At 35.0% G+C, this 24,319-nt stretch carries 24 protein-coding genes; 12 read left to right on the forward strand and 12 right to left on the reverse strand.

Annotated features, from left to right (window positions below; all coding sequences use genetic code 11):
- Positions 1 to 63: 63 nt before the first annotated feature.
- Positions 64 to 330 carry a hypothetical protein gene (locus ABXT67_RS12080; RefSeq protein WP_415374300.1) on the reverse strand — a complete coding sequence of 89 codons (267 nt, stop codon included), beginning with the start codon at positions 328 to 330 and terminating at the stop codon, positions 64 to 66.
- A gap of 180 nt (positions 331 to 510) precedes the next feature.
- Positions 511 to 1,935, reverse strand: coding sequence for an L-serine ammonia-lyase (locus tag ABXT67_RS12085; RefSeq protein ID WP_415374301.1), 1,425 nt, complete (start codon positions 1,933 to 1,935; stop codon positions 511 to 513).
- Between the two features lie 111 nt (positions 1,936 to 2,046).
- Between ABXT67_RS12085 and ABXT67_RS12090 the strand changes: the two genes are divergently transcribed.
- Both ABXT67_RS12090 and ABXT67_RS12095 read left to right on the forward strand, forming a co-directional pair.
- Positions 2,047 to 2,682, forward strand: a complete 636-nt coding sequence (locus ABXT67_RS12090; protein ID WP_415374302.1) for a rhomboid family intramembrane serine protease — start codon at positions 2,047 to 2,049, stop codon at positions 2,680 to 2,682.
- Positions 2,683 to 2,692: 10 nt separating this feature from the next.
- Positions 2,693 to 3,373 (forward strand): SIMPL domain-containing protein, encoded by a 681-nt coding sequence (locus ABXT67_RS12095; protein ID WP_415374303.1) that lies wholly within the window; start codon positions 2,693 to 2,695, stop codon positions 3,371 to 3,373.
- A gap of 180 nt (positions 3,374 to 3,553) precedes the next feature.
- Here ABXT67_RS12095 and ABXT67_RS12100 read toward each other — a convergent pair whose 3' ends face one another.
- A complete protein-coding gene (locus tag ABXT67_RS12100; RefSeq protein ID WP_415374304.1) occupies positions 3,554 to 4,660 on the reverse strand; it encodes a redoxin domain-containing protein in 1,107 nt (368 codons plus the stop codon).
- Positions 4,661 to 4,881: 221 nt separating this feature from the next.
- Between ABXT67_RS12100 and ABXT67_RS12105 the strand changes: the two genes are divergently transcribed.
- On the forward strand, positions 4,882 to 7,251 hold the full coding sequence (locus tag ABXT67_RS12105; RefSeq protein ID WP_415374305.1) for a GAF domain-containing protein: 2,370 nt from the start codon (positions 4,882 to 4,884) through the stop codon (positions 7,249 to 7,251).
- Between the two features lie 70 nt (positions 7,252 to 7,321).
- On the opposite strand, the gene ABXT67_RS12110 is transcribed toward ABXT67_RS12105, so the two are convergent.
- Entirely contained in the window at positions 7,322 to 8,719 is a 1,398-nt protein-coding gene (locus tag ABXT67_RS12110; RefSeq protein ID WP_415374306.1) for a S41 family peptidase, read from the reverse strand.
- Between the two features lie 381 nt (positions 8,720 to 9,100).
- Between ABXT67_RS12110 and ABXT67_RS12115 the strand changes: the two genes are divergently transcribed.
- From ABXT67_RS12115 to ABXT67_RS12130, 4 genes are all read left to right on the forward strand, one after another.
- The gene (locus ABXT67_RS12115; RefSeq protein WP_415374307.1) at positions 9,101 to 9,607 is read left to right on the forward strand and encodes an RNA polymerase sigma factor; all 507 of its coding nucleotides are present in this window, start codon (positions 9,101 to 9,103) and stop codon (positions 9,605 to 9,607) included.
- The gene (locus tag ABXT67_RS12120) at positions 9,594 to 10,031 is read left to right on the forward strand and encodes a hypothetical protein (protein ID WP_415374308.1); all 438 of its coding nucleotides are present in this window, start codon (positions 9,594 to 9,596) and stop codon (positions 10,029 to 10,031) included. Before ABXT67_RS12115 ends, ABXT67_RS12120 begins: the two co-directional genes overlap by 14 nt.
- 23 nt (positions 10,032 to 10,054) lie before the next feature.
- A complete protein-coding gene (locus ABXT67_RS12125; protein WP_415374309.1) occupies positions 10,055 to 10,588 on the forward strand; it encodes a DUF4252 domain-containing protein in 534 nt (177 codons plus the stop codon).
- A gap of 124 nt (positions 10,589 to 10,712) precedes the next feature.
- Entirely contained in the window at positions 10,713 to 11,255 is a 543-nt protein-coding gene (locus tag ABXT67_RS12130; protein WP_415374310.1) for a DUF4252 domain-containing protein, read from the forward strand.
- Between the two features lie 90 nt (positions 11,256 to 11,345).
- On the opposite strand, the gene purB is transcribed toward ABXT67_RS12130, so the two are convergent.
- Together purB and ABXT67_RS12140 are read right to left on the reverse strand one after the other, a co-directional pair.
- Positions 11,346 to 12,689, reverse strand: a complete 1,344-nt coding sequence (gene purB, locus ABXT67_RS12135) for an adenylosuccinate lyase (protein WP_415374311.1) — start codon at positions 12,687 to 12,689, stop codon at positions 11,346 to 11,348.
- 90 nt (positions 12,690 to 12,779) lie between these two features.
- The gene (locus tag ABXT67_RS12140) at positions 12,780 to 13,661 is read right to left on the reverse strand and encodes an alpha/beta hydrolase fold domain-containing protein (protein ID WP_415374312.1); all 882 of its coding nucleotides are present in this window, start codon (positions 13,659 to 13,661) and stop codon (positions 12,780 to 12,782) included.
- A 93-nt stretch (positions 13,662 to 13,754) separates the two neighbouring features.
- Between ABXT67_RS12140 and ABXT67_RS12145 the strand changes: the two genes are divergently transcribed.
- Entirely contained in the window at positions 13,755 to 14,372 is a 618-nt protein-coding gene (locus tag ABXT67_RS12145) for an L-threonylcarbamoyladenylate synthase (protein WP_415374313.1), read from the forward strand.
- A 67-nt stretch (positions 14,373 to 14,439) separates the two neighbouring features.
- On the opposite strand, the gene ABXT67_RS12150 is transcribed toward ABXT67_RS12145, so the two are convergent.
- The 6 genes from ABXT67_RS12150 to ABXT67_RS12175 all read right to left on the reverse strand — a co-directional run bounded on the left by ABXT67_RS12150 (position 14,440) and on the right by ABXT67_RS12175 (position 18,585).
- Positions 14,440 to 15,234, reverse strand: a complete 795-nt coding sequence (locus tag ABXT67_RS12150; RefSeq protein ID WP_415374314.1) for an energy transducer TonB — start codon at positions 15,232 to 15,234, stop codon at positions 14,440 to 14,442.
- Positions 15,235 to 15,603: 369 nt separating this feature from the next.
- Positions 15,604 to 16,014 carry a hypothetical protein gene (locus tag ABXT67_RS12155; protein ID WP_415374315.1) on the reverse strand — a complete coding sequence of 137 codons (411 nt, stop codon included), beginning with the start codon at positions 16,012 to 16,014 and terminating at the stop codon, positions 15,604 to 15,606.
- A 33-nt stretch (positions 16,015 to 16,047) separates the two neighbouring features.
- Positions 16,048 to 16,272: a hypothetical protein gene (locus tag ABXT67_RS12160; RefSeq protein WP_415374316.1), complete on the reverse strand. Its 225-nt coding sequence runs from the start codon at positions 16,270 to 16,272 to the stop codon at positions 16,048 to 16,050.
- Between the two features lie 341 nt (positions 16,273 to 16,613).
- Positions 16,614 to 16,958: a hypothetical protein gene (locus tag ABXT67_RS12165; protein WP_415374317.1), complete on the reverse strand. Its 345-nt coding sequence runs from the start codon at positions 16,956 to 16,958 to the stop codon at positions 16,614 to 16,616.
- Position 16,959: 1 nt separating this feature from the next.
- Positions 16,960 to 17,208: a hypothetical protein gene (locus ABXT67_RS12170; protein ID WP_415374318.1), complete on the reverse strand. Its 249-nt coding sequence runs from the start codon at positions 17,206 to 17,208 to the stop codon at positions 16,960 to 16,962.
- A gap of 363 nt (positions 17,209 to 17,571) precedes the next feature.
- Positions 17,572 to 18,585 carry a DUF1028 domain-containing protein gene (locus tag ABXT67_RS12175; protein WP_415374319.1) on the reverse strand — a complete coding sequence of 338 codons (1,014 nt, stop codon included), beginning with the start codon at positions 18,583 to 18,585 and terminating at the stop codon, positions 17,572 to 17,574.
- A gap of 521 nt (positions 18,586 to 19,106) precedes the next feature.
- Between ABXT67_RS12175 and ABXT67_RS12180 the strand changes: the two genes are divergently transcribed.
- From ABXT67_RS12180 to ABXT67_RS12195, 4 genes are all read left to right on the forward strand, one after another.
- Positions 19,107 to 21,287 carry a TonB-dependent receptor gene (locus tag ABXT67_RS12180; RefSeq protein ID WP_415374320.1) on the forward strand — a complete coding sequence of 727 codons (2,181 nt, stop codon included), beginning with the start codon at positions 19,107 to 19,109 and terminating at the stop codon, positions 21,285 to 21,287.
- A gap of 488 nt (positions 21,288 to 21,775) precedes the next feature.
- The gene (locus ABXT67_RS12185; protein WP_415374321.1) at positions 21,776 to 22,192 is read left to right on the forward strand and encodes a DUF2141 domain-containing protein; all 417 of its coding nucleotides are present in this window, start codon (positions 21,776 to 21,778) and stop codon (positions 22,190 to 22,192) included.
- A gap of 38 nt (positions 22,193 to 22,230) precedes the next feature.
- Positions 22,231 to 22,860: a hypothetical protein gene (locus ABXT67_RS12190; RefSeq protein ID WP_415374322.1), complete on the forward strand. Its 630-nt coding sequence runs from the start codon at positions 22,231 to 22,233 to the stop codon at positions 22,858 to 22,860.
- A gap of 2 nt (positions 22,861 to 22,862) precedes the next feature.
- Complete coding sequence (locus ABXT67_RS12195) at positions 22,863 to 24,197, forward strand: histidine kinase (protein ID WP_415374323.1); 1,335 nt, start codon at positions 22,863 to 22,865, stop codon at positions 24,195 to 24,197.
- Positions 24,198 to 24,319 lie beyond the last annotated feature (122 nt).

The raw sequence follows: 24,319 nt of genomic DNA on the forward strand, positions 1-24,319 counted from the left end.
TCGCCGAAAAGGTGTGTTTCGCATTCTAAAAAGTAATGACTGAATTCGTGATAAGCTACAATTTTAAGAATCTAGCATTGCCGTCCAGTGTATCGCTATACTGGTTGCTTCGCTAGTATCATTTCGTCTTAGTTTCTCTAGAATAGCTGAATGTTCTGAAGCAGGAAGGTCGTCAACAATCGAAATCTGTTCTAACTTAAATGATTTTTCTTGAAAGTCTATTCCGTATTTTTCGCCTGCTTCAAAATAAATATCAAGAATAGGTTTTAGTCTGCCCTCTATAGAAACCTCTTGACATAATGTGGTTTGAGTGATAATTGTAAATAGCAATAAGAGGCATATATTTTTTATAAATAGCAGTAATTATGAACAATGTGCTTCATTTTAATACTGAGAGTAAAAAGTTATTGCTCTGTGTTTTACATTTAAACGTGATAATCGAAAAAAACCAACCCTAGTAGGATAACAATAAAAATTGACTAAATATTGTGTTTTCGGCGAACTATTATTTTAGCAATCACTCATATTAACCTGCACTGCAAGGCCACCTTCGCTAGTTTCTTTGTACTTACTTGTCATATCTTTTGCAGTTTCCCACATCGTAGCGATTACCTTGTCTAATGGGATTTTCACGTCTTTTGGGTCTCTGTCCAATGCCATTTCGCAAGCGTTAATTGCTTTGATGGCTCCCATAGCGTTGCGTTCTATACAAGGAATTTGTACAAGTCCTGCAATAGGATCGCAGGTTAATCCTAAATGATGTTCCATGGCAATTTCAGCAGCAATGAGAACTTGTGCTGGCGTGCCTCCCATCAATTCAGTTAATGCTGCTGCGGCCATAGCAGACGATACTCCTATTTCGGCTTGACAGCCCCCCATAGCAGCGCTAATGGTTGCGTTTTTTTTAAAAAGGCTTCCAATTTCGCCAGATACCAATAAAAACCTTTTGATATCTTCAAAATTTGCATCGTGATTTTCAATAACAATATAGTACATCAAAACAGATGGAATTACTCCAGCACTTCCATTAGTAGGAGCTGTAACAACACGTCCTAGAGATGCATTTACTTCATTTACCGCTAATGCAAAACAGGTAACCCATTTTAGAATTTGTCTAAACTTTACTTCAGTATTGCGTATTGCTTTAATCCATTCGTATTTGTCCTTATACGGTTTTACTCCTTTTAATTGTTCGTGTTTGTCAAAGGCTCTTCGGGTTACGTTTAACCCTCCTGGCAGAATTCCTTGCGTATGGCAGCCCACAAACATACTATCGAGCATAACATCCCAAATTGCTTTCAGTTTTGCGTCTATTCTTTCTGGATCGCGAAGGGAAAGTTCGTTTTTTAATACAATCTGACTAATGTCTAAATTTTGTTCGGTACAGTATGCTAGTAATTCGGTTGCTTTTTCTATTGGATAAGGGAAGTTGTTAAATTTTTCTAGCTGTCTTTTTTTGCGAGCTCGTTTTTTTTGCACCACAAAGCCGCCTCCTATAGAATAGTAGGTGTCTCTGCTTTTTTTTCCATTGCGAAGTGTCGCTTCAAAGGTGATTCCGTTAGGGTGAAATTCTAAAAATTTTCGATTGAACGTTATATTTTCGGCTAAATTGAAAGCGATATTTTTTTCGTTATTCAGTTTTAAGATATTGCTCTGTTTAAGTAAGGCAATTTCTGGCTCAATACTATCAATGGAAATGGTTACGGGATTTGTGCCCATTAATCCCATTGCTATTGCGATATCTGTTGCGTGGCCCTTGCCTGTTAGTGACAAGGAACCGTATAAGTTTACCTGTACGCTAGCAATACCTGTAAATAGCTCTCGTTGTTGTAGTTTGTCTATCCACATTTTTGCCGCTCTCCAAGGGCCTAATGTGTGAGAACTGGAAGGGCCAACACCTATACTGAGCATATCAAAAACACTAATACTTTCCATTGCTTATTTTTTATGATTCAAACGTACGCATTTTTTGAATTATCTTTAAATTTGTAATCGTATTTTACAATTATTTTAATTTACAAACACACTATCATATAATTCCCTTTTATGCTAAACCTAGATCCAGCAGTAATTATAATTATCGCAGCAAATGTAATCGTGTCTATACGCGGTTTTAAAGATTTTGAATTCTTTGAAAAATATAAATTTAATATCGCAGGTATAAAAAGAGGAGAGCAGTTGCGTATGTTAACTTCTGCATTCTTGCATGCCAATAACAACCACTTGTTGTTTAATATGCTAACCTTGTTCTTTTTTGGTCCTATTGTAGTTGTTTATTTGGGTACCGTAAAATTTGTACTAATCTATTTCGCATCCCTTATTGTTGGTAGTTTATTATCTTATTATCTTCATAAGGATGAAAATCATTACAGTGCCATTGGGGCAAGCGGCGCAGTAATGGGAGTCTTGTATTCGGCTATTCTATTTAAACCTACCATGGTTATTAATTTTATTATACCTGCTTGGTTATTTGGGCTGGCATATTTGTTGTATTCCGTATGGGCAATGAAAAAAAATGCAGACAACATTGGTCACGATGCTCACATTGGAGGTGCTATTGGTGGATTAGGTTTAACGATTGCCTTTGCTCCCTCCCTTTTAGGAACTAGTTTATGGGTGGTTTTACTGATGGCAGCGCCTATTGTATTGTTGTTTATTATGCATAAAATTGGAAAAATTTAAATATTTAATAATGAAGAAAATCTATCTATTGGTACTGGTATTAATCAGCACACTAACTTTGGCTCAATCAGACAAAAAACCTGCTATTGATGTTTCAGGAGAAGGTATCGTGAACATAATTCCAGATCAAGTAACCATTATGGTTCGCGCGGAGAATACGGGGCGTGATGCTCAAAGTGTGAAAATAGAAAATGATCGCATTGTAGATCAAGTTTTTCAGTCACTCAAGAAAAATAATATTGATGCAAAGGATATTCAGACGGACTATGTGAGGCTCAATAAAAACTATGAATACAACACAAAAACGTATAATTATGCTGCAAATCAAGCAATATCTATAAGGCTGAAAGATTTAGGTAAATATGAAACGGTAATGAATAGTTTGTTAGAAAGCGGCATTAATAGAGTTGACGGCGTTTCTTTTACATCTTCAGACCAAGCGCAATTAGAACAGGAAGCACGAAAAAAAGCGGTCGCAAATGCTAAAATGAAAGCACAAGATTATGCTGGTGTTTTGTCTCAAGAAGTAGGAAAAGCAATTCATATAAGCGAGTTTCAGCAATCATCCTCACCACAGCCGATGTATCGTGCCATGTCAATGGATAGTGAAATGGCTGGAGGACAACAAACCATCGCACCGGGAGAAATGGAAATTAAAGTGCGTGTAAACATTAGTTTTGAGTTGTTTTAGTTGTGAGTTTTTAGTTTTGGAGGCAAGGAGGTATTATGAGGCCTATAAATCGATTTTTTCAACGTTATCTTAAACGTAGTTTTATCTAAAATTCCAATAAATTTGTAAGGTAATAGCGATGTATTAAGATTAACCCAAATAAAAAAGCAGGTCTAAACTTAGTTTAGACCTGCTTTTTTATTACTGATTCAACAATTCACCAATCTTTTTACCTAATGCAGGACCACGTAAATTTTTAGCTACAATGATTCCGTTTTCATCAATTAAGAAGGTTGCTGGGATAGAGCGAACACTGTATTGTTTTGCTATTGGTTCTTTCCAGCCTTTTAAGTTTGATACATGATGCCAGTCCATCTTGTCCTGTTCAATGGCCTGTTTCCATCGGCTTTCTTGTCCAGCTTTGTCCAATGAAACACTAATAATATTTAACCCTTTGTCATGAAATTCTTCATATACTCTTACAACATTTGGGTTTTCTGCACGGCACGGTCTACACCAAGATGCCCAGAAGTCTATTATTGTGTATTTTCCCATTATATCTGCTAATGCAAGATCTTTTCCTTCAGGGGTTTTAGCTGAAAACGCTGGTGCTTTGCCGCCAACATCAGAGTTTTTTATATTCTTGGCTATTTCCTTTATTTCTTTCGCAATAGAATTTTCAGCAATCTTAGGATTAAATCCTTCAACTAATTTCCCAGCTTCAACAGCGTTAATTTGCTTTGAGTTTAGCATTTCAGAAACCAACATCAAAGCGAATAATGAGTTTGGATTTTCCTTGATAAATTTATTCTTGTAAATCGATTCTTTTTGAGTTAACAAAACATTGTCTTGTTGTATTTTTCTCGCAGTTTCAGAATCTTGATTTTTAGCGGCTTTTTGATAGGCTTGGCTATTTTCCGTTTTCTTATTTATGAAGTATTTTAGTTTTTGATTGAAACTTCGGTAGTTATCGTTTTGTTGGTTTCCAGTAATAAAAGAGCTTTGGATACTGTCTTTATAAATCGTAGCAGTAAGGTCATCATTTTCTGGAAAAAACAAAATACTGCTGTTGTTTACTACTAAATAGTTAATGGATGCTTCTTCAATAATATCAAAAGTTCCAGAAAATTTCTCATTGGAAATTGTAAGTGTGTCTAAAACCTTGGTTTGGTTATCGCTTATTGCGTAAACCATTACCTTGGTGCCGTCATCAACACCTCGAGCGGTACCGGATAGGGTATATTTTGTACTGTCCTTGGAGCAAGAAAATAGTACCGTTACGACTAAAAGTAAAATAAGATTTTTCATAGGTAAATGCGCTAATTATTTTTGTAATACTTGTTTGTTATAAGAAAATATTTGTGACGATGTAACGCTTTCTGTATGCGTACGTCCTACAATTTATTATAGCTTACAAAAATAGTGTTATTTTTTAAAATGAAATGTGTCATTAATTATTTGTTAATTGGCCATTGGTAACGTTTACTTAGCTATTTTTGCATATATTTATTTAGTCTAACGTATTGATAATGAATTCATCGAAAGAAAGTTTCCCATTAAAAGTTGAAATTGGTTTTAAAAAAGTTTTTGACCAATATAGAGAGCGGTTGTCTAGTAATAATAAACTTGTTAAACAACGCGCAGAAGTAATTCTTGATATTGCTGAAAAATATCCAGAACTTTCCGATGGTATTTCAGAGAAAGAATCATTGAACAAATACCTGCCACAATTGGATTTGATCCTTGAAGATATATTTTCTACAATTTTAGAAAACAATGAGATCAAGGTTGCGAGTGCACCCTATAGCGATACCATTTTTAAATCTTCTGAGCGTTATAAAAAAATTGTAAAAACTGCTGGTGATAATTTTGAGCCAAAGCTTAATAGTCTAAGTGATGATGAGTATTACATTCTTGGATGTGTAATTATCATGAATTTTTGTTATGGGTTTAATACAGATTTTAAAAGACCACTTTATTATAAAATTCCAGATGAACAGGGAATAGATAGAATGTATCGTCTTATTTATAATGCAGATTTTGTAGATATTATTAAAACTAAAAATGCACCAGATTTTACCAAAGATGATTTTGAAGAATTACTAGATAATTTTGACAATCTTCCTTTATGGAAAGAGAAGTTTCCTCCGCAAAGTTATATTTTTAGAGGATTTATTTTGGCTAACATGTTTGATGTTACGGCAGATGTAAATATATCTGAGTTCAAAGCAAACTTGCTAGATCATAATGCCAGTAAAACCTTATTGAGTGAAAATTTTAAAAATATTTTTAGATCTTTATTTAATTGTACAGATTTGGAATTAGGATTTTCAGAATTTAATGAAGAAGAAAACCTATTAGAACAAGGGCTCTATAATAACATTACTAGTTTTGTACTCGATGGTGAACAATCGTTATTAAGTAATGTAGCCTTGTGCCAAACATCCTATTTTAAGCTCTTTAAGAAAAATGAGTTTTATACGATTTCAAGTGCCTCTAGATACCATAAGTTATATCCAGAAAATGTGTTATACAAAAAATTAGTAAATCAAGGGATGGATAGTGCGATTTTAGCACCTATTGTTGATGATGGAAAATTATTAGGTATTTTAGAGTTAGCCTCACCCACAAAAAATAAATTAAATTCTATAAATGCGAATAAGTTAAAGGATATAATGTCCTATTTAGAATCTCATGTAATACAATCTAAAGACCGCGTAAATAGCGAATTGGAATTAATAATCCAAGAAGAATGTACTTCTATACATGCTAGTGTTCATTGGCGATTTAAGCAAGAGGCAAAACGATATGTACAGACTATTGCTAGTGGAAACCAAGCTTTTTTTAATGAAGCTGTTTTTGAAAATGTGTATCCACTTTTTGGGCAAATAGATATAAAAGGATCTAGCGAGGCACGCAACCTTGCCGTTAAAGCAGACCTTGACTTACAATTAACGCACGTTCAAAAAATAATAGAGAAAATATACCTTCTTGAAAAGTTGCCAATTTACGAACAATTAGGTTTTAGAATAACTGAATTTCTAGAGGATGTAAATTCAAATTTTCAAGTCGATAGTGAACGTACCATACTTAAGTTTTTGAAGAGCGAGATCATTCCCTTGTTTAAACATTTATCTGGTAAAAAAGAATCATTAAAAGCCTTAGTTAAAGAATACCGAACCCTTGTAGATAGTGGTACTGGTTTTGTCTATAAACATCGCAAAGACTATGATGAATCTGTCATGAGCATTAACAAACGTATGGCTTCTGTCTTAGATAAGAAACAAAAGGAAGCCCAGCAAATGTACCCTCATTATTTTGAGCGTTTTAAAACAGATGGTGTAGAGCATAATATGTACATAGGGGAATCCATTACTAAGAATAATAGTTTTAATAAAGTGTACTTGTATAATTTACGCCTCTGGCAGTTGCAAGTAATGTGCGAAATGGAAAACAGTTATTATAAATTGAAAGAAACATTACAAATGCCCTTAGATGTAGCTTCTATGGTTCTTGTTTTTAATACGCCATTATCGTTGCGATTTAGAATGGATGAAAAACGATTTGATGTAGATGGCACCTACAATGCACGTTACGAGGTTATTAAGAAACGTGTGGATAAAGCGAATATAAAAGGTACCACAGAGCGCATTACACAGGCAGGTAAAATTGCAATCATCTATTCTCAAAAGGAAGACGAAAAAGAATACCTCAAGTATATCAAGTTTTTACAAACCAAAAAGCACTTGGACGAAGAGATCGAAATTCTTGACCTAGAAGATTTACAAGGAGTAACAGGTTTAAAAGCCATTAGAGTTCCCATACTGTATACCAGGGGAAAAGAAAACAATAAAGAGTATTATACCTATGAGGATTTGATTTCTCATATTGAGAGTTAAATTACTTTCTTTTTAGAACTGAAAAAATCCAATCATTTTTACGATTGGATTTTTTTATATGAGTTATTTGTTAGTCAACAACCATAACACCCTCCAATAAATTACCCATATTACTATCTCCAACCTCCTTCAATACGCTGAAATTATAGTTTGGGCTTCGGGTAGTTGCAATTTCTGCGATTGCCGCTGCTAGGAGTGGTTCATTTTCGGCTCCTAAAATACCCAAGTTAGCGAAGTCTTCTCGCAATGAAATATCAGGGACTAATCCATCAATAAAATCAGTGTTTCCAGTGGCATTTAGCGTTTTAAAAACCAAAGGTAGCATGGCATAGGTATGCGTTAGGTTGGCTTGCGATCTACTAAAGATAGGCGCCGGAGCATCGTATAGTAAAAAGGAAGCTTGAAATTTCCCTGTTGTATCGTCTCCCACTTGTTTAACATCAATATAAGGAGTAAGACCGTTAATTACTAATTCGCTTGCAGAGGCAGTCCTATTAGTGGTAAGAATATACACTTGGCTTAGATTTAAACTGTTGATGGCATCGCCGTTGCTAATTTCAGTATTAAAGAGTCCTGGTGCAGAAAATTCTTCCTGACGGTCTGCGTTCCATTCTTCAGTATAAAATGTTTGATTGTTAAACTGTCCTGTGATCATTGCAGATAAATCTACTGCTGTTTCAACAGAGCCACCTCCATTATAACGAAGGTCTAAAACTAGATGCTGAATTCCTTCACTTTGAAATTGAGCAAATGCTGCGTTTAATTGTGGGTCAAAATCTCGTGTAAAGGCATTGTACATTAAATAACCAATACGTTCACCATTTACGACTATCGTTCTTTGAAGGTACACTGGGTTTTCAGTGTATGCTGTTTTTGTTAGTTCGATAGTTACATTTGTTGGAGTTACTGAAGTACCATCATAGGTAGCAAGACCAATAGTATAGGTGTCTGGTGATAAAAGACTTCTGAAGTTTGTTTCGGTAAGTTGTTCTCCATTAATGGTGTTGAAAATATCGCCTCTTTGTAAAGCTACCGCAGCAGCATCTGTATTAGGGAGAATGTAACGCACATAGCCAAAAACATTTCCACTTCCGTCAGGGTATAGCACTAGACCGTATTCCATTCCGTTGTTTAGGGTAACACCGCCCAATGCATTTTCTAATTCGATATAATCAGCTACTAAAATACTGAAGCGATCTTGGTCAGACTTTAAATAGTCAAAAAATGCTTCGGGGGAACCATAACTATTAATGAAGGCGCTTTTTGTCTCCTCAGAAGCAAAGGCGTCGTTAGCAAGCTCTGGAGTATCTGCTTTATACAAATAAAAATAGTTGAGTCCACGATATATAAAATCTTGGATGGTTGCGTTGGATGCAGAATTAGGCTTGATATTATCATCTAAATCTTCAAAACAAGAAATAGTAGTAAAGAAAACAGACAGCAAAAGTAGGTAGTATAATTTTTTCATGATGAAGCAATAATTTGTTGCAATATACAATGGGTACTGTTTAAACTACTAAAATAGGGACAATATTGTAAATGATAAAACAATGGGAAAATTGATTGGTAAATTTGGTGGTTTTAGGAAGAAATATTTTGAAACTTTATAGCAATGAGGATAATACCCCAAATAGCTTCCCTTAAGGTGAGGGGCTAACAGCTGTTTACTTTATTTGAAAAAGTCTCTCCTTAAGGGGAGGTTTAGAAGGATGAAATCTAGTTGGTCAACTTTTTCATTAATTTCATAAAATAATTTGCGATGAGATGTTACAAATCTAAAACTAACTCGTCAACAATATAGAACGCTTTAAAAAGGTTTTCGAAACTGACACTAACCAAGTCAAAACAAATGAAACAGAAAGAGTTTTTACAAACTACGATGCCTTTTAAAGATAGGCTGTATAGAATCGCAAAACGATTTCTAGTTTCTAGCGATGAAGCTGAAGATGCAGTTCAAGAGATTTATTTGAAATTATGGAGGGGGAAAGAAAAATTGAAAAATTATAAAAGTCCCGAAGCATTTGCCATTACAATGACTAAAAATTATTGTCTCGACAGATTAAAATCCAAACAAGCTTCAAATTTGAAGATTGTTCATAATAATTACGAAAACCATCAAAATCTTGAAAATCAGATAGAAGCAAATGATGGCGTAGCGCTGGTTTTTAAAATTATGGATACGCTTCCAAATCAAGAGAAAATGGTACTTCATCTTAGAGATGTCGAACAATTAGAATTTGATGAAATTGCAAAAATGATAGATAGCAATCCCACAGCAGTGCGCGTAGCATTGTCAAGGGCAAGAAAAAAAGTGAGAGATCAACTCATAAAACAACACAATTATGGAATTCAATAGCGTTAAGGCATTATTAGATGCTTATTTTGAAGGAAACACAACAATAGCCCAAGAACAAGAGTTGCTGGATTATTTTAATGGTACTCAAATAGAGGCATCACTACAATCGTATGCACCCTTGTTTAAAAGTTTTAAAGCATCAAGAGCAGAGGTTTCTGAAAGTACTTTTGAAATTCCTAAAGAGAATGTTGACAACCGTTGGTGGCTTACAATTGCCGCGGCAATTGTAATGATTTTAGGAGTTACTGGTTTTGTATACAACAGTAATAACTTACTTTCTGCAGAACAACACCAAGCACTAACCGCGCTAAAACAAAGCCAAGAAGCAATGCAATTACTGTCTCAAAATTTAAATAAAGGCACTAAAACATTGTTGTTTACCAATCAATTTGAATTACATAAAAACAAAATTTTTAATAAATAATACAAACCCTAAAACTAAATAAAATGAAAAATATAACGATGCTTTTAATCCTATTAGTAAGTCCATTAATTGCAAGTGCACAAGGAGCATTTGATTCTTTCGAGAATGAAAAAGACGTTACCAGCGTTGTGGTAACAAAGAATATGTTTAAACTTTTAAGCAAGATGGATCTGGATTCTACAGACCCTGAAGCAAAGGAATATTTAGATATGGTAGACAACCTTAATGATATTAAGATTTTTACAACAGATAATCCAGAAGTTGCCAAAAGAATGAGCGCCACGGTTAATGGATACATCAAAAACTCATCTACGTTAAGCGAATTAATGCGCGTTAAAGACGAAGGTAACAATATTAGGTTTTACTCTAAAGAAGGAAAGAATGAAAATTTTGTGAGCGAGTTATTGATGCACATGGATGGTGTGAAAGACGGAAAACCAATGACCGTAGTGATGAGTATTACTGGAAATATTGATCTTAAACAAATAGGCAAATTAACCGAAGACCTCAACATACCAGGAAGTAATGAGTTAAAGAATATAAAAAGCAATAATTAATGTTACAAGTTAAAAGTTCATAAGCGTTTAACCTTTAACTCCACTAGAAGTTTTCTAATTACTGAAAATTTTTCGTTTACAATTTAGTTTAATTAGTAAAAACCAATCCCAAAATATAAAAATCATGGTAACCATTATCAAATATATCTTAGCCTTCACGCTCGCATCTTTAACATTAATGAGTTGCGACACCAGTAAATCGTTACAATCGTACATCGTAGATAAACAAGAAGACGATCGTTTTATGAAAATTGATCTTGCTACAAGTTTGCTAACCGAAATGGAATCTCTTCCAGAGGATCAAAAAATGATTTTAAAAACGGTTAAGAAAATGAATGTGGTTGCCTATCCTAAAAAAGAAGGAACCGATGCAGAATACAATACGGAAAAAGATAGATTGTCTGTGATTTTCGATCAAGAACAATACAAGCAGTTGGGTTCTTTCAATGTAAATGGTCAAAATGTATCACTTATGTATTTAGGAGACGAAAACGCGATTGATGAGGTTATCGTCTACGGAAGAGATGACGATAAAGGACTAGTAGTATTTAGATTATTGGGAGATGAAATGAATCCTTCAGAACTTATTAAACTTTCAAACGTAATCGAAAAAGGAGATCTGGATTTGTCAAAACTCGCAGGAATGGAAGACATATTTAAAGAATAAAACTGACACTTAATGGTGACGCCCAAGCTTGTCGATGGGAAATAAAAAAAGCCTCACATTGTGAGGCTTTTTTTATGGGTAGAATAAAACTTAAATTCCAGTGTAGTTGGATGGCGTGATAACACTCATCTCTTTTTTAATGTCTGGTCCAACATCTAAGGTTTCAATAAAATTTGCGATTGAATTTTTAGTAATGGCCTCGTTGGTTCGTGTTAATCCTTTTAAAGCTTCATAAGGATTTGGATATCCTTCGCGTCTTAAGATGGTTTGTAATGCTTCTGCAACCACTGCCCAATTGGCTTCAAGGTCAGCTTTGAATTTTGATTCGTTTAAGAGTAGTTTTTCTAATCCCTTAAGCGTAGATTGGAAAGCAATGAGCGTGTGTCCAAGAGGTACGCCAATATTTCTTAGTACCGTACTATCAGTTAAGTCACGTTGTAGTCTACTTACAGGTAGTTTAGCAGATAGATGCTCAAAAATGGCATTTGCAAGGCCCAAATTCCCTTCGCTGTTTTCAAAATCGATTGGATTTACTTTATGCGGCATAGCACTAGAACCAATTTCTCCTTTTTTAATTTTCTGTTTAAAATACTCCATAGAGACGTAGGTCCAGACATCACGGTCAAGATCTAGTACAATGTTGTTGATTCTTTTTAAGCAATCAAACAACGCGGCCATATGGTCGTAATGTTCAATTTGTGTAGTAGGGAAGGAGTGGTGTAATCCAAGTTTTTCTTGAACAAAATCTCCACCAAATTTTTTCCAGTCAATACTAGGATATGCTACGTGGTGTGCATTAAAATTTCCAGTAGCACCACCAAATTTCGCAGCACTTTTAATATCATTTAACAAGTCAAATTGCTCACTTAATCGCACTACAAAAACTTCGATTTCTTTACCTAGGCGGGTTGGAGAGGCTGGCTGCCCGTGAGTACGTGCTAGCATAGAAACATCTTTCCAATCGTTTGCAAGCTGCGACAATTTTTCTTTTAACGCTGTAAACAATGGGACATAAACCTCATTCATCGCGTCTTTTAAGGACATTGGAATGGCAGTATTATTTATGTCTTGTGACGTAAGCCCAAAGTGAATAAACTCTTTGTATTTGCTAATGCCTAAAATATCAAAAACTTCTTTGATGTAATACTCAACCGCTTTTACATCGTGGTTGGTTACTTTCTCTGTGTCTTTTATTTTTTGTGCTGCAGCAGTGTCAAATTGTTCATAAATGGCTCTTAATTGAGGAAACAGCCCTTTGTCAAAATCTTGTAGTTGTGGCAATTCTAATTCTACCAGTGCGATGAAGTATTCTATTTCAACGAGTACTCGATATTTGATAAGCGCCTCTTCAGAAAAAAAAGGAACTAATGATTTTGTTTTGCTTCCGTAGCGCCCGTCAATAGGAGAAATTGCTTGTAAATAATGTGTAGCCATGCTGCAAGATTTAAAGAGGGCAAAGATACCTTTTTTATGCAGTTCTTTATGCGTTCAGACATATAAATATTAGAAGATAATATACACGTGCTAAATAGCTAAATATGCTTTAATAAATACGTTTAATTTAGTTTGCATATCGCTAACGTCTGTCAACTCCCAGTTTCCGTGGCCAGCGTTATAGATAGTATATTGGTGTTCCACACCGTTAGACTCAAGATTGGCTTTGAGTGTATTTGCATTTGATAATGGGACTAGTTTATCTTGATTTCCGTAGAACATAATCGTAGGACTTGTAGCCGGAGAAACGTTTAAAGCTGGGCTGAGTGCTATGGCTAGGTTTGTGCCTGGTGGATATGCTGTTTCATCTACTAAAAATTCCAATTTTGCCTGAAATGTTGGGTTATTCGTGTAAAACGGATCTGTAAAATCTGTAGGACCAACAATAGTACACACAAATTTTACTTGGTCGTCTGTATCGTAGACGCTGTCATATTGCAAAGAAATATGTGCTCCAGCACTGGCGCCCAACAAACCAAATTCTGGTTTTATCTGCAGCGTTTCACTTTCAAAAGTGAGCTTATTTATTATTGCGCCTAAATCATTAAATTGATTTGGGAAGGCAGCACGAGAATCTATAATAGCGAGTCGATAATTGATATTTACAATGGCATGATTGGGGTTGTTTTCTAGTATTAAATCAATATAGCTTTCCATATCATTTTTATCACCAGCAGCCCACCCACCGCCGTGTACAAGAATAATTGCTTTTGTGGTTGCGGCATTTCTGCCTTCAGGTAAATACAGATCGTATATTTGTTGCGGGTCGTTTCCATATGCCACATTTTGCTGGATGGATACTGCTAAAGTACCGTAATTGTTTTCTCCAGAAACAATACTTTCATCTTCGTTGCAAGCACCCATAAAAAATATCGTAATAACGGTAAGTACAGAAAACAAGTGCTTTTTCATCAAGGAGTTTTAATGTTAACGTCTAAAATTGACTTTTATGTTAGTAATCGTTTCAAATTGACTATTTTTAATCATATAATTAGATTGGAAATAATGGCGGAGTTTATAAAAATTTATGAGGAGAATCCCAATGAGAAAGATATTAGGAAGGTAGTTTCTATTATCAAAAAAGGGGGCCTTGTGATTTATCCCAGCGATACGGTGTATGCATTGGGCTGTGATATTACCAATAATAAAGCATTAGAACGCGTTGCAAAGCTTAAAAATGTAAAACTTGAAAAGGCTAATTTCTCATTTGTTTGCGAAAATTTAAGCAATCTGTCTGATTACGTAAAGCAAATAGACACAGCGACGTTTAAAATTTTAAAACGCGCATTGCCGGGTCCATACACTTTTATTTTGCCTGGAAACAATAATTTACCCAGTGTCTTTAAAAAGAAAAAAGAAGTAGGAATTAGAGTGCCAGATAACAGCATTGTACAAGCCATCGTTGCTGAATTAGGGAACCCCATTGTTTCAACCTCCATAAAAGACGAGGATGAAGTAATTGAATACACCACAGACCCAGAACTCATTTATGAAAAATGGGAAAAATTTGTAGATGTAATAATCGATGGTGGTTATGGTGGGAATATTCCTTCTACAGTAATAGACCTAACTGGAGACGAGCCTGTTTTAATACGAGAAGGGAAAGGACCTTTGGACATTTAGAAACACTAATGTAATATTAAAAATAATTAATATTTTGACGCTTTAAAAAATGCCATAATGGTCTTTTCTAACAACCCATTGAACCAAAAGAAACCACAAGTTCTTGGTCTACCATTTCACCTTTTGCATTCTCGGCAGGTTCCCAAGTGCCTGGTAAATCCTTCATTAATTGGATCACAGCTTCATCAAGAGATGGATATCCTGATGGGCTATCTAATCTAATATTTTTAACGGCTCCCTCTGTGGTTACTGTAAAAAATAGTTTTGCTGGTTGTAGTTTTTCTGGATCAACATTAACCCGAGCTTCTTCGCTACTAACCCTTAGATATGCCTTGAGCATTTCTTTGCCTAGCATATATCTGGCCTGTTTTTCTGGGACAATTGTAAGATGGGGCGTGGATTCGTTTTCTTCCCATACACCTGTTTCAGGGTTCTTTTTTTCGTAATCTGCCTTAATCAAAAAATTGTTAGCGTATTCTAATGATTGCAGGAGATTTAATTGAGCATCTGTGAGTTTATTACTGTAGCCAATTTCGCGTATATCTGACCGCTTGTCATCAATAACGCGAATAATAGTAACAGACTTGAGTGTTTCGATCTCTTCTAATTGTCCTTTATCAAAAAAATCATCAAAAAATAATGCGTTCGCTACGGTCTCTTTTTTTATAGGCCCAAACCTTGACCCTACATCATGGATAAATGCTGTAGAGACATTCTTTTTTACTTGATTATTGACCGCCATCTTCTCACTTATTGATTGGGCTATTTGATTTGTTTCAAGATCGCTTTTAGTAAAATTTCCACAAGCCGCAAGACCCAATAGGTTTAGTGATATAAAATAAAATAAATAGTTCTTTTTCATAGCGATCGATTTATTGATTAATTTTCATCAAATGTATTGCAGTTGTTGAGTTCACGGCTCACATTAAATGTGAAAAAACTGTCAATTTTGTGTGAAACATATTAAAATGGTAGCGTTAAGGATCATTTTTTTTTGGCAATTAATTCAACAAAAAAGCAGGTGGTTATAAAATTCTACTGGTTTCAACAGCTACAGGGACTTTTGAAGTAGGGGAGTACTAGCAATAAATTATAAACTGTGTTATCCAGCATTTTTTAATTAGTTCCCCAGATGTTTATCAAACCAATTCAAAGCTTCATCAACACCTTTTGACGCTTGCCCAAGTCTAGGTGAATGGTTTGTTTGTTCGAATTCAATAATAATGAGATATTACTCTTGCTTTTTTTTCATTCTTAGAACAGGTCTTTTTTCCAATTCCTTAGGATTGTCAGTCAACATCTTTAATAAATCAGACGGCGCAGCAAAAACCACTATTGCATCTACTGAAACGTCATTTTTATTGCCGTTTTTTTCATTATCTGGAATCGTTATTTCAGGTGAAAGTCCAATGAGTAGAGATAGATGTCCACTGACGCTACTTCCCCAAAATCCAATTCTATTAGAATCTACTTTAAAATCATTAGCATTTTGTTTGATGTATTGAACTGCTCTTCTAATATAACTTACCAATGCTGACATTACAAATTTTGGCTGACTACCATGCCTTACTTCAAAAACAGTATAACCATTAGAAACTAGTTGTTTTGGACTTAAAATATGCCAGGTGTCTGAATTAGTCATTTCGGCATCAGTTGTAAATCTATAGTGACCATTTTAAAGTACTTTAAATGTGTCAAAAGGAGAAGTCCATCCTCCGCTGTTAGTCAATATTATTCCTGCACCGTTAGGTTTTGTAGGTACATAAACATCAAAAGTTAGTGCCATACCAAAATTGTGACCGTATATTACATCTTCAATAAATGTAAAATTTTGAGGATGAAGAATTTTCCTCTTTAATTTGTTCTGATTTGCTGTTAGAATAACTTTTAATAATAACAAATAGGAAAAACTGGGTTATTAAAGGATATCTTATATTTCGGGACAGGTCAACATTATGCGCAACTTGATATGTATGGTTAGTTTCGAGGTCAAGAAACGAATTTACTAAACAAATACAAACCAGAGAAAATTCCGAAGAAATTTTCCAGATAAGCACTTACCAATGCAATTGATTATATATTCACTATTGACTAACAATCCTACTCAAACTAATTAACTCCAGCGGCCAATTTAGCCTTCTTAACGGTAATCTTTTTTTGAATCCATTCTGGAAACTCTTCGGGTTTTTCTTCACTATAAAAGTGTAGCTCTTGTTCAGGGTTAGGGAGGAGGAGTTCGCTTTACTTTTTACCTAAAATTAATCCTGCAGTTTGCACACCGCTATAACTAGCACCCGCCAATACGTGGGCGGCAATACTCGCACCGGAGAGATAGAAGTTTTCAATTTCACCTTTTGGTTTAAAAGCAAAAGGACCAATGTGTTTGAGTATTTTTTCCGTTCCGTAGACACCTCCTTTTGTAGCGTTTACCAAGCATTCGATGGTAATAGGAGTCCTTAGTTCCGCGTGAGCATTATGTTCTCTTACCGTGGTGATTGCTTTTTCAAGCGTTTTGATCATTTTTACTATTACCGCTTCTTTAAAGCTTAGGTAATCTTCTGAACGTGCTAAGTCTTCATTTTTCATATTATTTAAAAGACTCGTAGTTTATAAAAGTGATGGCTTCAAGGGTATGATACCTACCATCAAAACTCGGCAGATTTTTGAGCCTAGTTAAGCTAATAAGAATCCCTGGAAAGGTTTCTCCATACCTCCGGATTCCTTTTTTCTCGTGCGGAAAATGTTCTTGCAATCGTACGATTAATTCTTCGTACGCAGAAGGATAGTCAAATCTTTCCTCTCCAATCCAGCAATGCTCATAGGCACTAGGATTCATTTGCAAAAAGGTGAGCTCTCCACCAATTCCTAGACCTTCGTATAAGTCGCTGGTAGAATTTCTTTCCCCTTCATTACCGAAAAGTCCAACGTAATGAACTCCCGGTGTAAAACGGTGACCGTTTAAATAAAAGCCATGGCACGCCCCACCTGGAACATCGTGTTGTTCAAGAACTCATACTTTTTGTCCATCTCGCGTTAAACATATAGCAGACGCCAAAACAACTGCACCAGAAACAATAATTATAGTGTCGTAACGAGGGTGTGCTTTTTCTTTTCCGTGGGAACCTTTTAGGTACTCAAATTTAGGATTAATTTAGGAAAACCGAAATCGACACCGTTATAATGTTCTAAATAAACCAAATTATTTTTTCAAAAACTTTACCGTAGCAGTACCACCCAATGTCGTAATTCTTATAAAGTACATCCCAGAAGTAAGGTGAGCAGTATCAATTGTTACAGCTCCAGAAGAAACTACGATATCTTCGGTAGTTTGTAATGCTTTTCCTTGTAAATCTAATACTTCGAGTCGCTTTAAAAGCGGTATTTGACTCAAAGAAATAGTTAAGACATCGTCCACTGGATTAGGATACATTTTTATAGCATTTTTTAAAGCGTTGTCATCAACCCCTAAAAATTGATTGTATAATATTTGTAATGAGTCTATGGGCTCTTCACCAAAAGGCATTTCTTCAATGTTTAATCTAATATGCGGATCATTAACATCATCGCCTTGCTTGTATACTAAAAGATATGCCGAAGTAGAAGAAGTACCTCGTGCCAAGCAACGTGAATCTGCACCGGCAAAATTAGCGCCTTGCATAGCCGCCATTAATTTATCAGCAAGCGTTCCAGAGGTATTTGTGAAATTTACCTGCATATTATTAAGAACAGTTTCATTTAATAAAATGTTTCCCTGAACGCTAAAGTTAGTTCCTTGAATATCATCTTTAAAGTCATCTGCGCTGGCACCAGTAAAACCTGCCACGCGAGGATTTCCGTCTGTATCAAAATCTGCAATGCCATATTGTCTAAAGGCTGGATCAAAATTTTGAGAATTGCAGGCATCATTGGCGATAAGAAAGTCGATAATTTCACTTGGATTGGATCCCATTTCCATTTGGGCAATGGCATTGTTAAGATTTGAGTTAGGAATACAAACATAAGCTTGACTATTTACGCCACCGCGCCCCGGGATAATTCTGGTAATAATATCAATAATACCACCAAAGTTTGCGGCACCATCTACACAGCTAGCCCCAGCAGAACCAATATCTCCATTAGCTGGGTCAACCGCAATAATTGAAAAAGTATCTTGCGCCTGCACTGCAAATGTTAACAATACGGTCCCTAAAAAAGCATATAATTTTTTTATCATAATTAAATATTTTAGAAATTGGAAGATAGCAGGCCTTAAAAATTTAATCTGTTGGAGTTAAATTCCCAGATGCTTGCATCTTTGTTTTATTTTTTTGGGATTTTAATACTTCGTGTGCTTGCACCCAGGTAGTTTATTTGCGGTATTTCATTTTTTTTTATCAAAGATCGCCTACCTATAATGGTATTTAATCTTCTTTGTGGTTACTATAATAAGTCAATGTCCCAAAGGGTAATTATCTATTTGGTCTTTTAGTTCTAGTCCAGTCGCGTGCTCTGGATTAATCTGAGGCTTATTTTTGGGACGATACATATTGAGCAAGCTTTAACACATATTCCTTTGTGTTCCTATTTTTATGGTTTCTAAACAACCTTTATTTTTTTAGTAGTGTATTCTTTTTTCATTATTTTAATTTTTACTAAAGATACAAATTCTATCAAAACAATTGAGTCATTAAATAGTACAGTTGGGTATTTTTAATACTGAAATAGGAATTCATTGTTTCACTTTTGTATGGAACAATGAATTCGATACTTATGAAAATGCCAATCTTAAAAACTCTTTTATTTATGTGCTGCGGAATTCTTCCGTCCTTAATAATGGCACAAACGACCATATCAGGTGTAGTAACCGAAAAAAACGGCACACCCATTCTAGGAGCTAATATTTATATAGAAGGATCCTACGACGGAACTTCATCAAATATGGACGGGACTTTTAGTTTTGAAACCGAAGAAACAGGCAGCGTAATGTTAAAAGTGACTTTCCTTTCTTTCGAAGAATATTTGTTTACCGCTGAAGTTTCTGCGCTTATAAATTTAAATATTGTTTTAAGGGAGGATGTAAATTCGTTAGACACGGTAGTACTTTCAGCAGGTACTTTTGAGGCGAGTGATAATAGCAAGGTTTCAGTGTTAAAGCCTTTAGATGTTGTAACAACAGCAAGTGCGCTAGGAGATTTTGTAGGGGCCTTGCAAACATTGCCTGGGACAACCAACGTAGCAGAAGATGGAAGATTATTTGTGAGAGGTGGTGATGCAAGTGAAACGCAAATATTTATAGATGGGATTCGCGTTTTTACTCCTTACACACCCACCACAAATAACGCCCCTACGAGAGGCCGCTTTAGTCCATTTTTATTTGACGGAATTACTTTCTCTACGGGAGGGTATTCGGCAGAATATGGTCAGGCGTTGTCTTCTGTTTTATTACTGAGTACCATAGATGAACCCACTCAGGAATCTACAAATATTCAAATAATGAGCCTTGGTGGTGGATTAGGACATACAGAGAAATGGAATAAATCTTCCTTAAGCGTAAACACATCTTATATTAATTTGGCGCCCTACATAGAAATATTTAACAACCGAAATGATTTTCAAAAACCTTTTCAAACTTTTTCTGGAGAAGCTGTTTTTAGACAACAATTTGACAACGGTTTACTAAAAGTGTACGGGGCTTTTGACAGTTCAAATTTCGCATTGACGCAAGAAGACATTAACAATACTGAAGGAACACAGTTTAGCTTAAATAATAAAAATTTCTATGGAAATACTAGCTATAATGGCGTTTTGACAAATGATTTAAAGATTGATCTAGGAGCAAGTTATACAATTGCTAAAACCGAAGTTGGAATAAATAATCTCGCGGTTGAAAACTCAGAAAACTCGGCGCACTTTAAAGTAAAACTGAAAAATAAGTTTAGCAATCGCTTTAAGTTATCGTTAGGAGTAGAGCAGTTTGTAACAGATTTTGAGGAAGATATTACGAGTGATGCTACACTAGAACCGTATGGATTTACTAATAATTTAACCGCAGCTTTTGCTGAAACGGATATTATTTTTTCAAGAAAGTTCGCCATTAAGACAGGAGTGCGTGCAGAGTACAGCGCACTTTTTGAAGACGTTACAATTGCACCTCGACTTTCACTAGCCTACAAAACTGGAAAAAACAGCCAGCTGTCTGTAGCCTATGGTAACTTTAACCAGCAGCCTAATGCTGATATTTTAAAGTTTGAATCTAATTTAAGAGCACAAAGCACAAAACACTACATTGCCAATTACCAATTCACCGCAAACAACCGAATTTTTAGAGCAGAATTGTACAGAAAAGATTATCACAACTTGGTTACTTTTGATACTGAATTTGCCAGTGCAGCATCAAACTTCACGAATAACGGGGATGGGTATGCGCAGGGATTAGATATGTTTTTTCGTGATGATGAATCTATTAAGAACTTAGATTATTGGGTAAGTTATAGCTTCCTAGACACCGAACGAAAATTTCAGAATTTCCCAATAGAGGCAACACCCTCTTTTGCGTCAAAGCACAATGCATCTTTCGTAACGAAATACTGGATAGAGGACTTGAAAAGTCAGTTTGGAACTACCTTTACCTACGCAAGCGGACGCGCCTATACGAATCCAAACACCTCTGGGTTTTTACAAGAACAGACCAAAGCTTTTAATAATTTGAGTTTAAGTTGGGCGTACCTGATAACACCACAAAAAATAATATTTGCATCTGTTAATAATGTTTTAGGATTTAATAATGTGAATGGGTATCAATATTCAAATACTGCCAATGCTCAAGGACAATTTGACCGCCAAGCATTATTACCATCAACAGATCAGTTTTTCTTTATTGGTTTCTTCTGGACAATAAGTGATGATGGGAAAGAGAATCAGTTGGATAATTTGTAGCATTACTTGCTTTAGTCACACATAAATTATTAATTAAACAAACAAGCTAGCTCCTTCCCCAAGCGGTAAAAAAAGTATAATGAAACAAAGCTTTATTATACCGCATTTTGGGGAAGGGGCTTATATTTTTTGTTTCATTTCTATTTGTAGAGTCCCCCTTTCGAATTTCGGATTAAAATAGAGTTGTTTCATTCAACATTTTACCGAAATCTACCTTCCCCCAACACGCGGGAAATATATTTAAAATTTCATTAAAAACCTTCCCCCGATGAGAGAAGGAGCTTATATTTTTTGTTTTATTTAAACTGTAGTATTAATCAAACAAAGAAGTAAAGATGGCGGAGTGATTATGCTATTTCAGCAGAATTGTATCGAAGCCTACAGTTCAGTATTCAATTTCTACAATTCAGTTAAAACAAATTTCCAAAGGTTTGCTTCCGCGGTACTTTTATACCATCAAAATAAACTAACATTAAAACATTTATATTATGCAAACAATGATCTTATCTCTAGCTTTATTCTTTACAGGACTTATTGCACAGGCGCAACTTAATACGGTTTCTGTCGAAATTTTAAACTTTGGTTCTAATGAGGGTCACGTGCTTGTTGGGCTTTATGACAGTGAGGCAAATTTTTTAAAGAAACGTATAATGGATACTGTTTCAGAAATTGAGAACGAAATAGCGATACTTTCTTTTAGCGATGTTCCTGATGGCGTGTATGCGATTTCTGCATTTCACGATGAGGACGATGATGGGAAATTAAATATGGCCTTAGGTTTTTACCCAACCGAAGATACTGCTACCTCAAACAATGCTCCAGCTCGTTTTGGACCACCTACTTGGGAAGATGCCAAATTTGAAGTTAAGGGAGGAACGGTTGTTTCTCAAAAAATATCTATGTAATACTAAATTATAAACAATAACCACTTAAATTTATCACTATGAAAAAGCTTCTAGTAATAATATGTTTTCTTATTGGTGCGGCCACATTTGCACAAACCGATTATGAAAAAGGAATGCAAAAAGCCTTTGATCTTTGGGAAGAAGGCAAAAATATGGAAGCTTCTAATCTTTTTGAAAGAATTGCAAATGCAGAAAAAGATAACTGGCTACCCTCGTTTTATGGAGCGCAAGTTTTAATTTTTAAGGCTTTTGATGAGAAAGACAAAGAGAAATTGACAACTATACTTAATAGAGCACTCAATTTATTGAATATGGCGAAAACATTTAGTCCAGAAAACAATGTAGAAATAATGGTCGCCGAAGCACAATACTATAGTGCTTGGATTGCTTTTGATGGAATGACCTACGGTATGAAATATGCAGGAAAGGTAGTAAGCCTGTATCAAAAGGCATCTATATTAGCACCAGATAATCCTCGCGTTGTTATGGGAAAAGCGGAATGGGATATGGGATCTGCACAATTTATGGGGGGAGATCCTTCAGATTATTGTAAAGATGTTGAACGCGCTATAGTATTGTTTGGTACGTTTGAGCCAGAAACCGAATTTCACCCGTCTGGAGGATTAGATCGTGCAAAAGAAGTATTAGAACGTACCTGTAAAAAATAATTATGTATTTAATCAAACAAATTGGCAAGGCCTTCTTTATTGGAATTCTAATATTTATAATTGTTTCAGTAATAGAATATACGAATGGGTATAATGTTATAACGGGTGGACATTTGTTTGAGAAATTTATATGGAATCAAATTTATTCTGTCTCACTATTTTTGTCTAACATGTTGATATTTAATTATTTAATTGATAAGTATGACAACGATATTTTCAAATTAAAATATTTAACAGTAGGTTTTATTGGCGGTATTTTAGTAACGTTTTTAACATTGGTTTTGCTTCGATACGCTTATAAATTGATTAATTATAACACCAGTATTGAAACTTTTTTAACCGAAGAAAAAATCCCCAACTACTATATTTCGATGGTGATTTCGTTTGTTGTTCTTAGTGTATTTTATCTGTTTTATTATTACAAGTCTACCCAGGAAATAAAGGTTAAAGAGCAAAAAATTATTGCAGGAACGGCATCGGCAAAATTTGATGCTTTAAAAAATCAATTAGATCCTCATTTCCTCTTTAACAGTTTAAATGTATTAACCAGTTTAATTGAAGAAAATCCGGATGCTGCTACAAAGTTTACCACGGCACTTTCCAAAGTATATCGTTATGTTTTAGAACAGAAAAACAAAGAATTAGTAACGGTGGCTGAGGAGTTAAAATTTGCAGACCTATACATGCGTTTGATAAAGATGCGATTTGAAGATAGTATTGTCTTTACAGTACCCGAAACGATTAGCAATCCAGAGGCAAAAGTAGTGCCTTTGTCTTTACAATTATTATTGGAAAATGCCGTAAAACACAACCAAGTAACGTCTTCAAAAAAACTACATATTTCTATTACTGAAGAACAGGGGTATCTGATTGTTAAAAATAATTTACAGCCTAAGCAAACAATAAAGAGAGGTACGGGTGTAGGATTGCAAAACATTGCGCAGCGCTATGCTTTACTAACAGATAAAGACGTCTCTATAAAAAGAACAGATACAGAATTTAGTATCGGGATTCCTATGTTAACAAAAAACACAATGACTATAAACACACAGGAAACTTATATTTCAGATAAAAAATTAGAATTAGCACGAGAGCGGGTAGAGAAGCTAAAGGGGTTTTATGTTCACTTCTCGATTTACTTATTATTTATTCCTATTTTTATTTGGTTGTATTATCAATCCAATTCTAATTTTCCGTGGGTTATATTTCCATTAGCAGGATGGGGAATGGGAGTTGCAGGTCACGCGAGTGATACTTTTGAGTTTAATCCATTTTTCAGCAAAGATTGGGAGCGTCGTAAGATTAGAGAATTAATGGATAAGGATGATGAGATTTAGGGTTTTTTCATAGACGACTTTAGATATTTTTTAATCAGAAACAGTTCGCCCTTATGGGGCTAGGGAGACTTTGTAAGGGTCACTTTTTTTAAACTAATAACAAAGATTCAAGAATATGTAAT

The sequence above is a fragment of the Patiriisocius sp. Uisw_017 genome (assembly GCF_047731265.1).
GTDB lineage: Bacteria > Bacteroidota > Bacteroidia > Flavobacteriales > Flavobacteriaceae > Patiriisocius.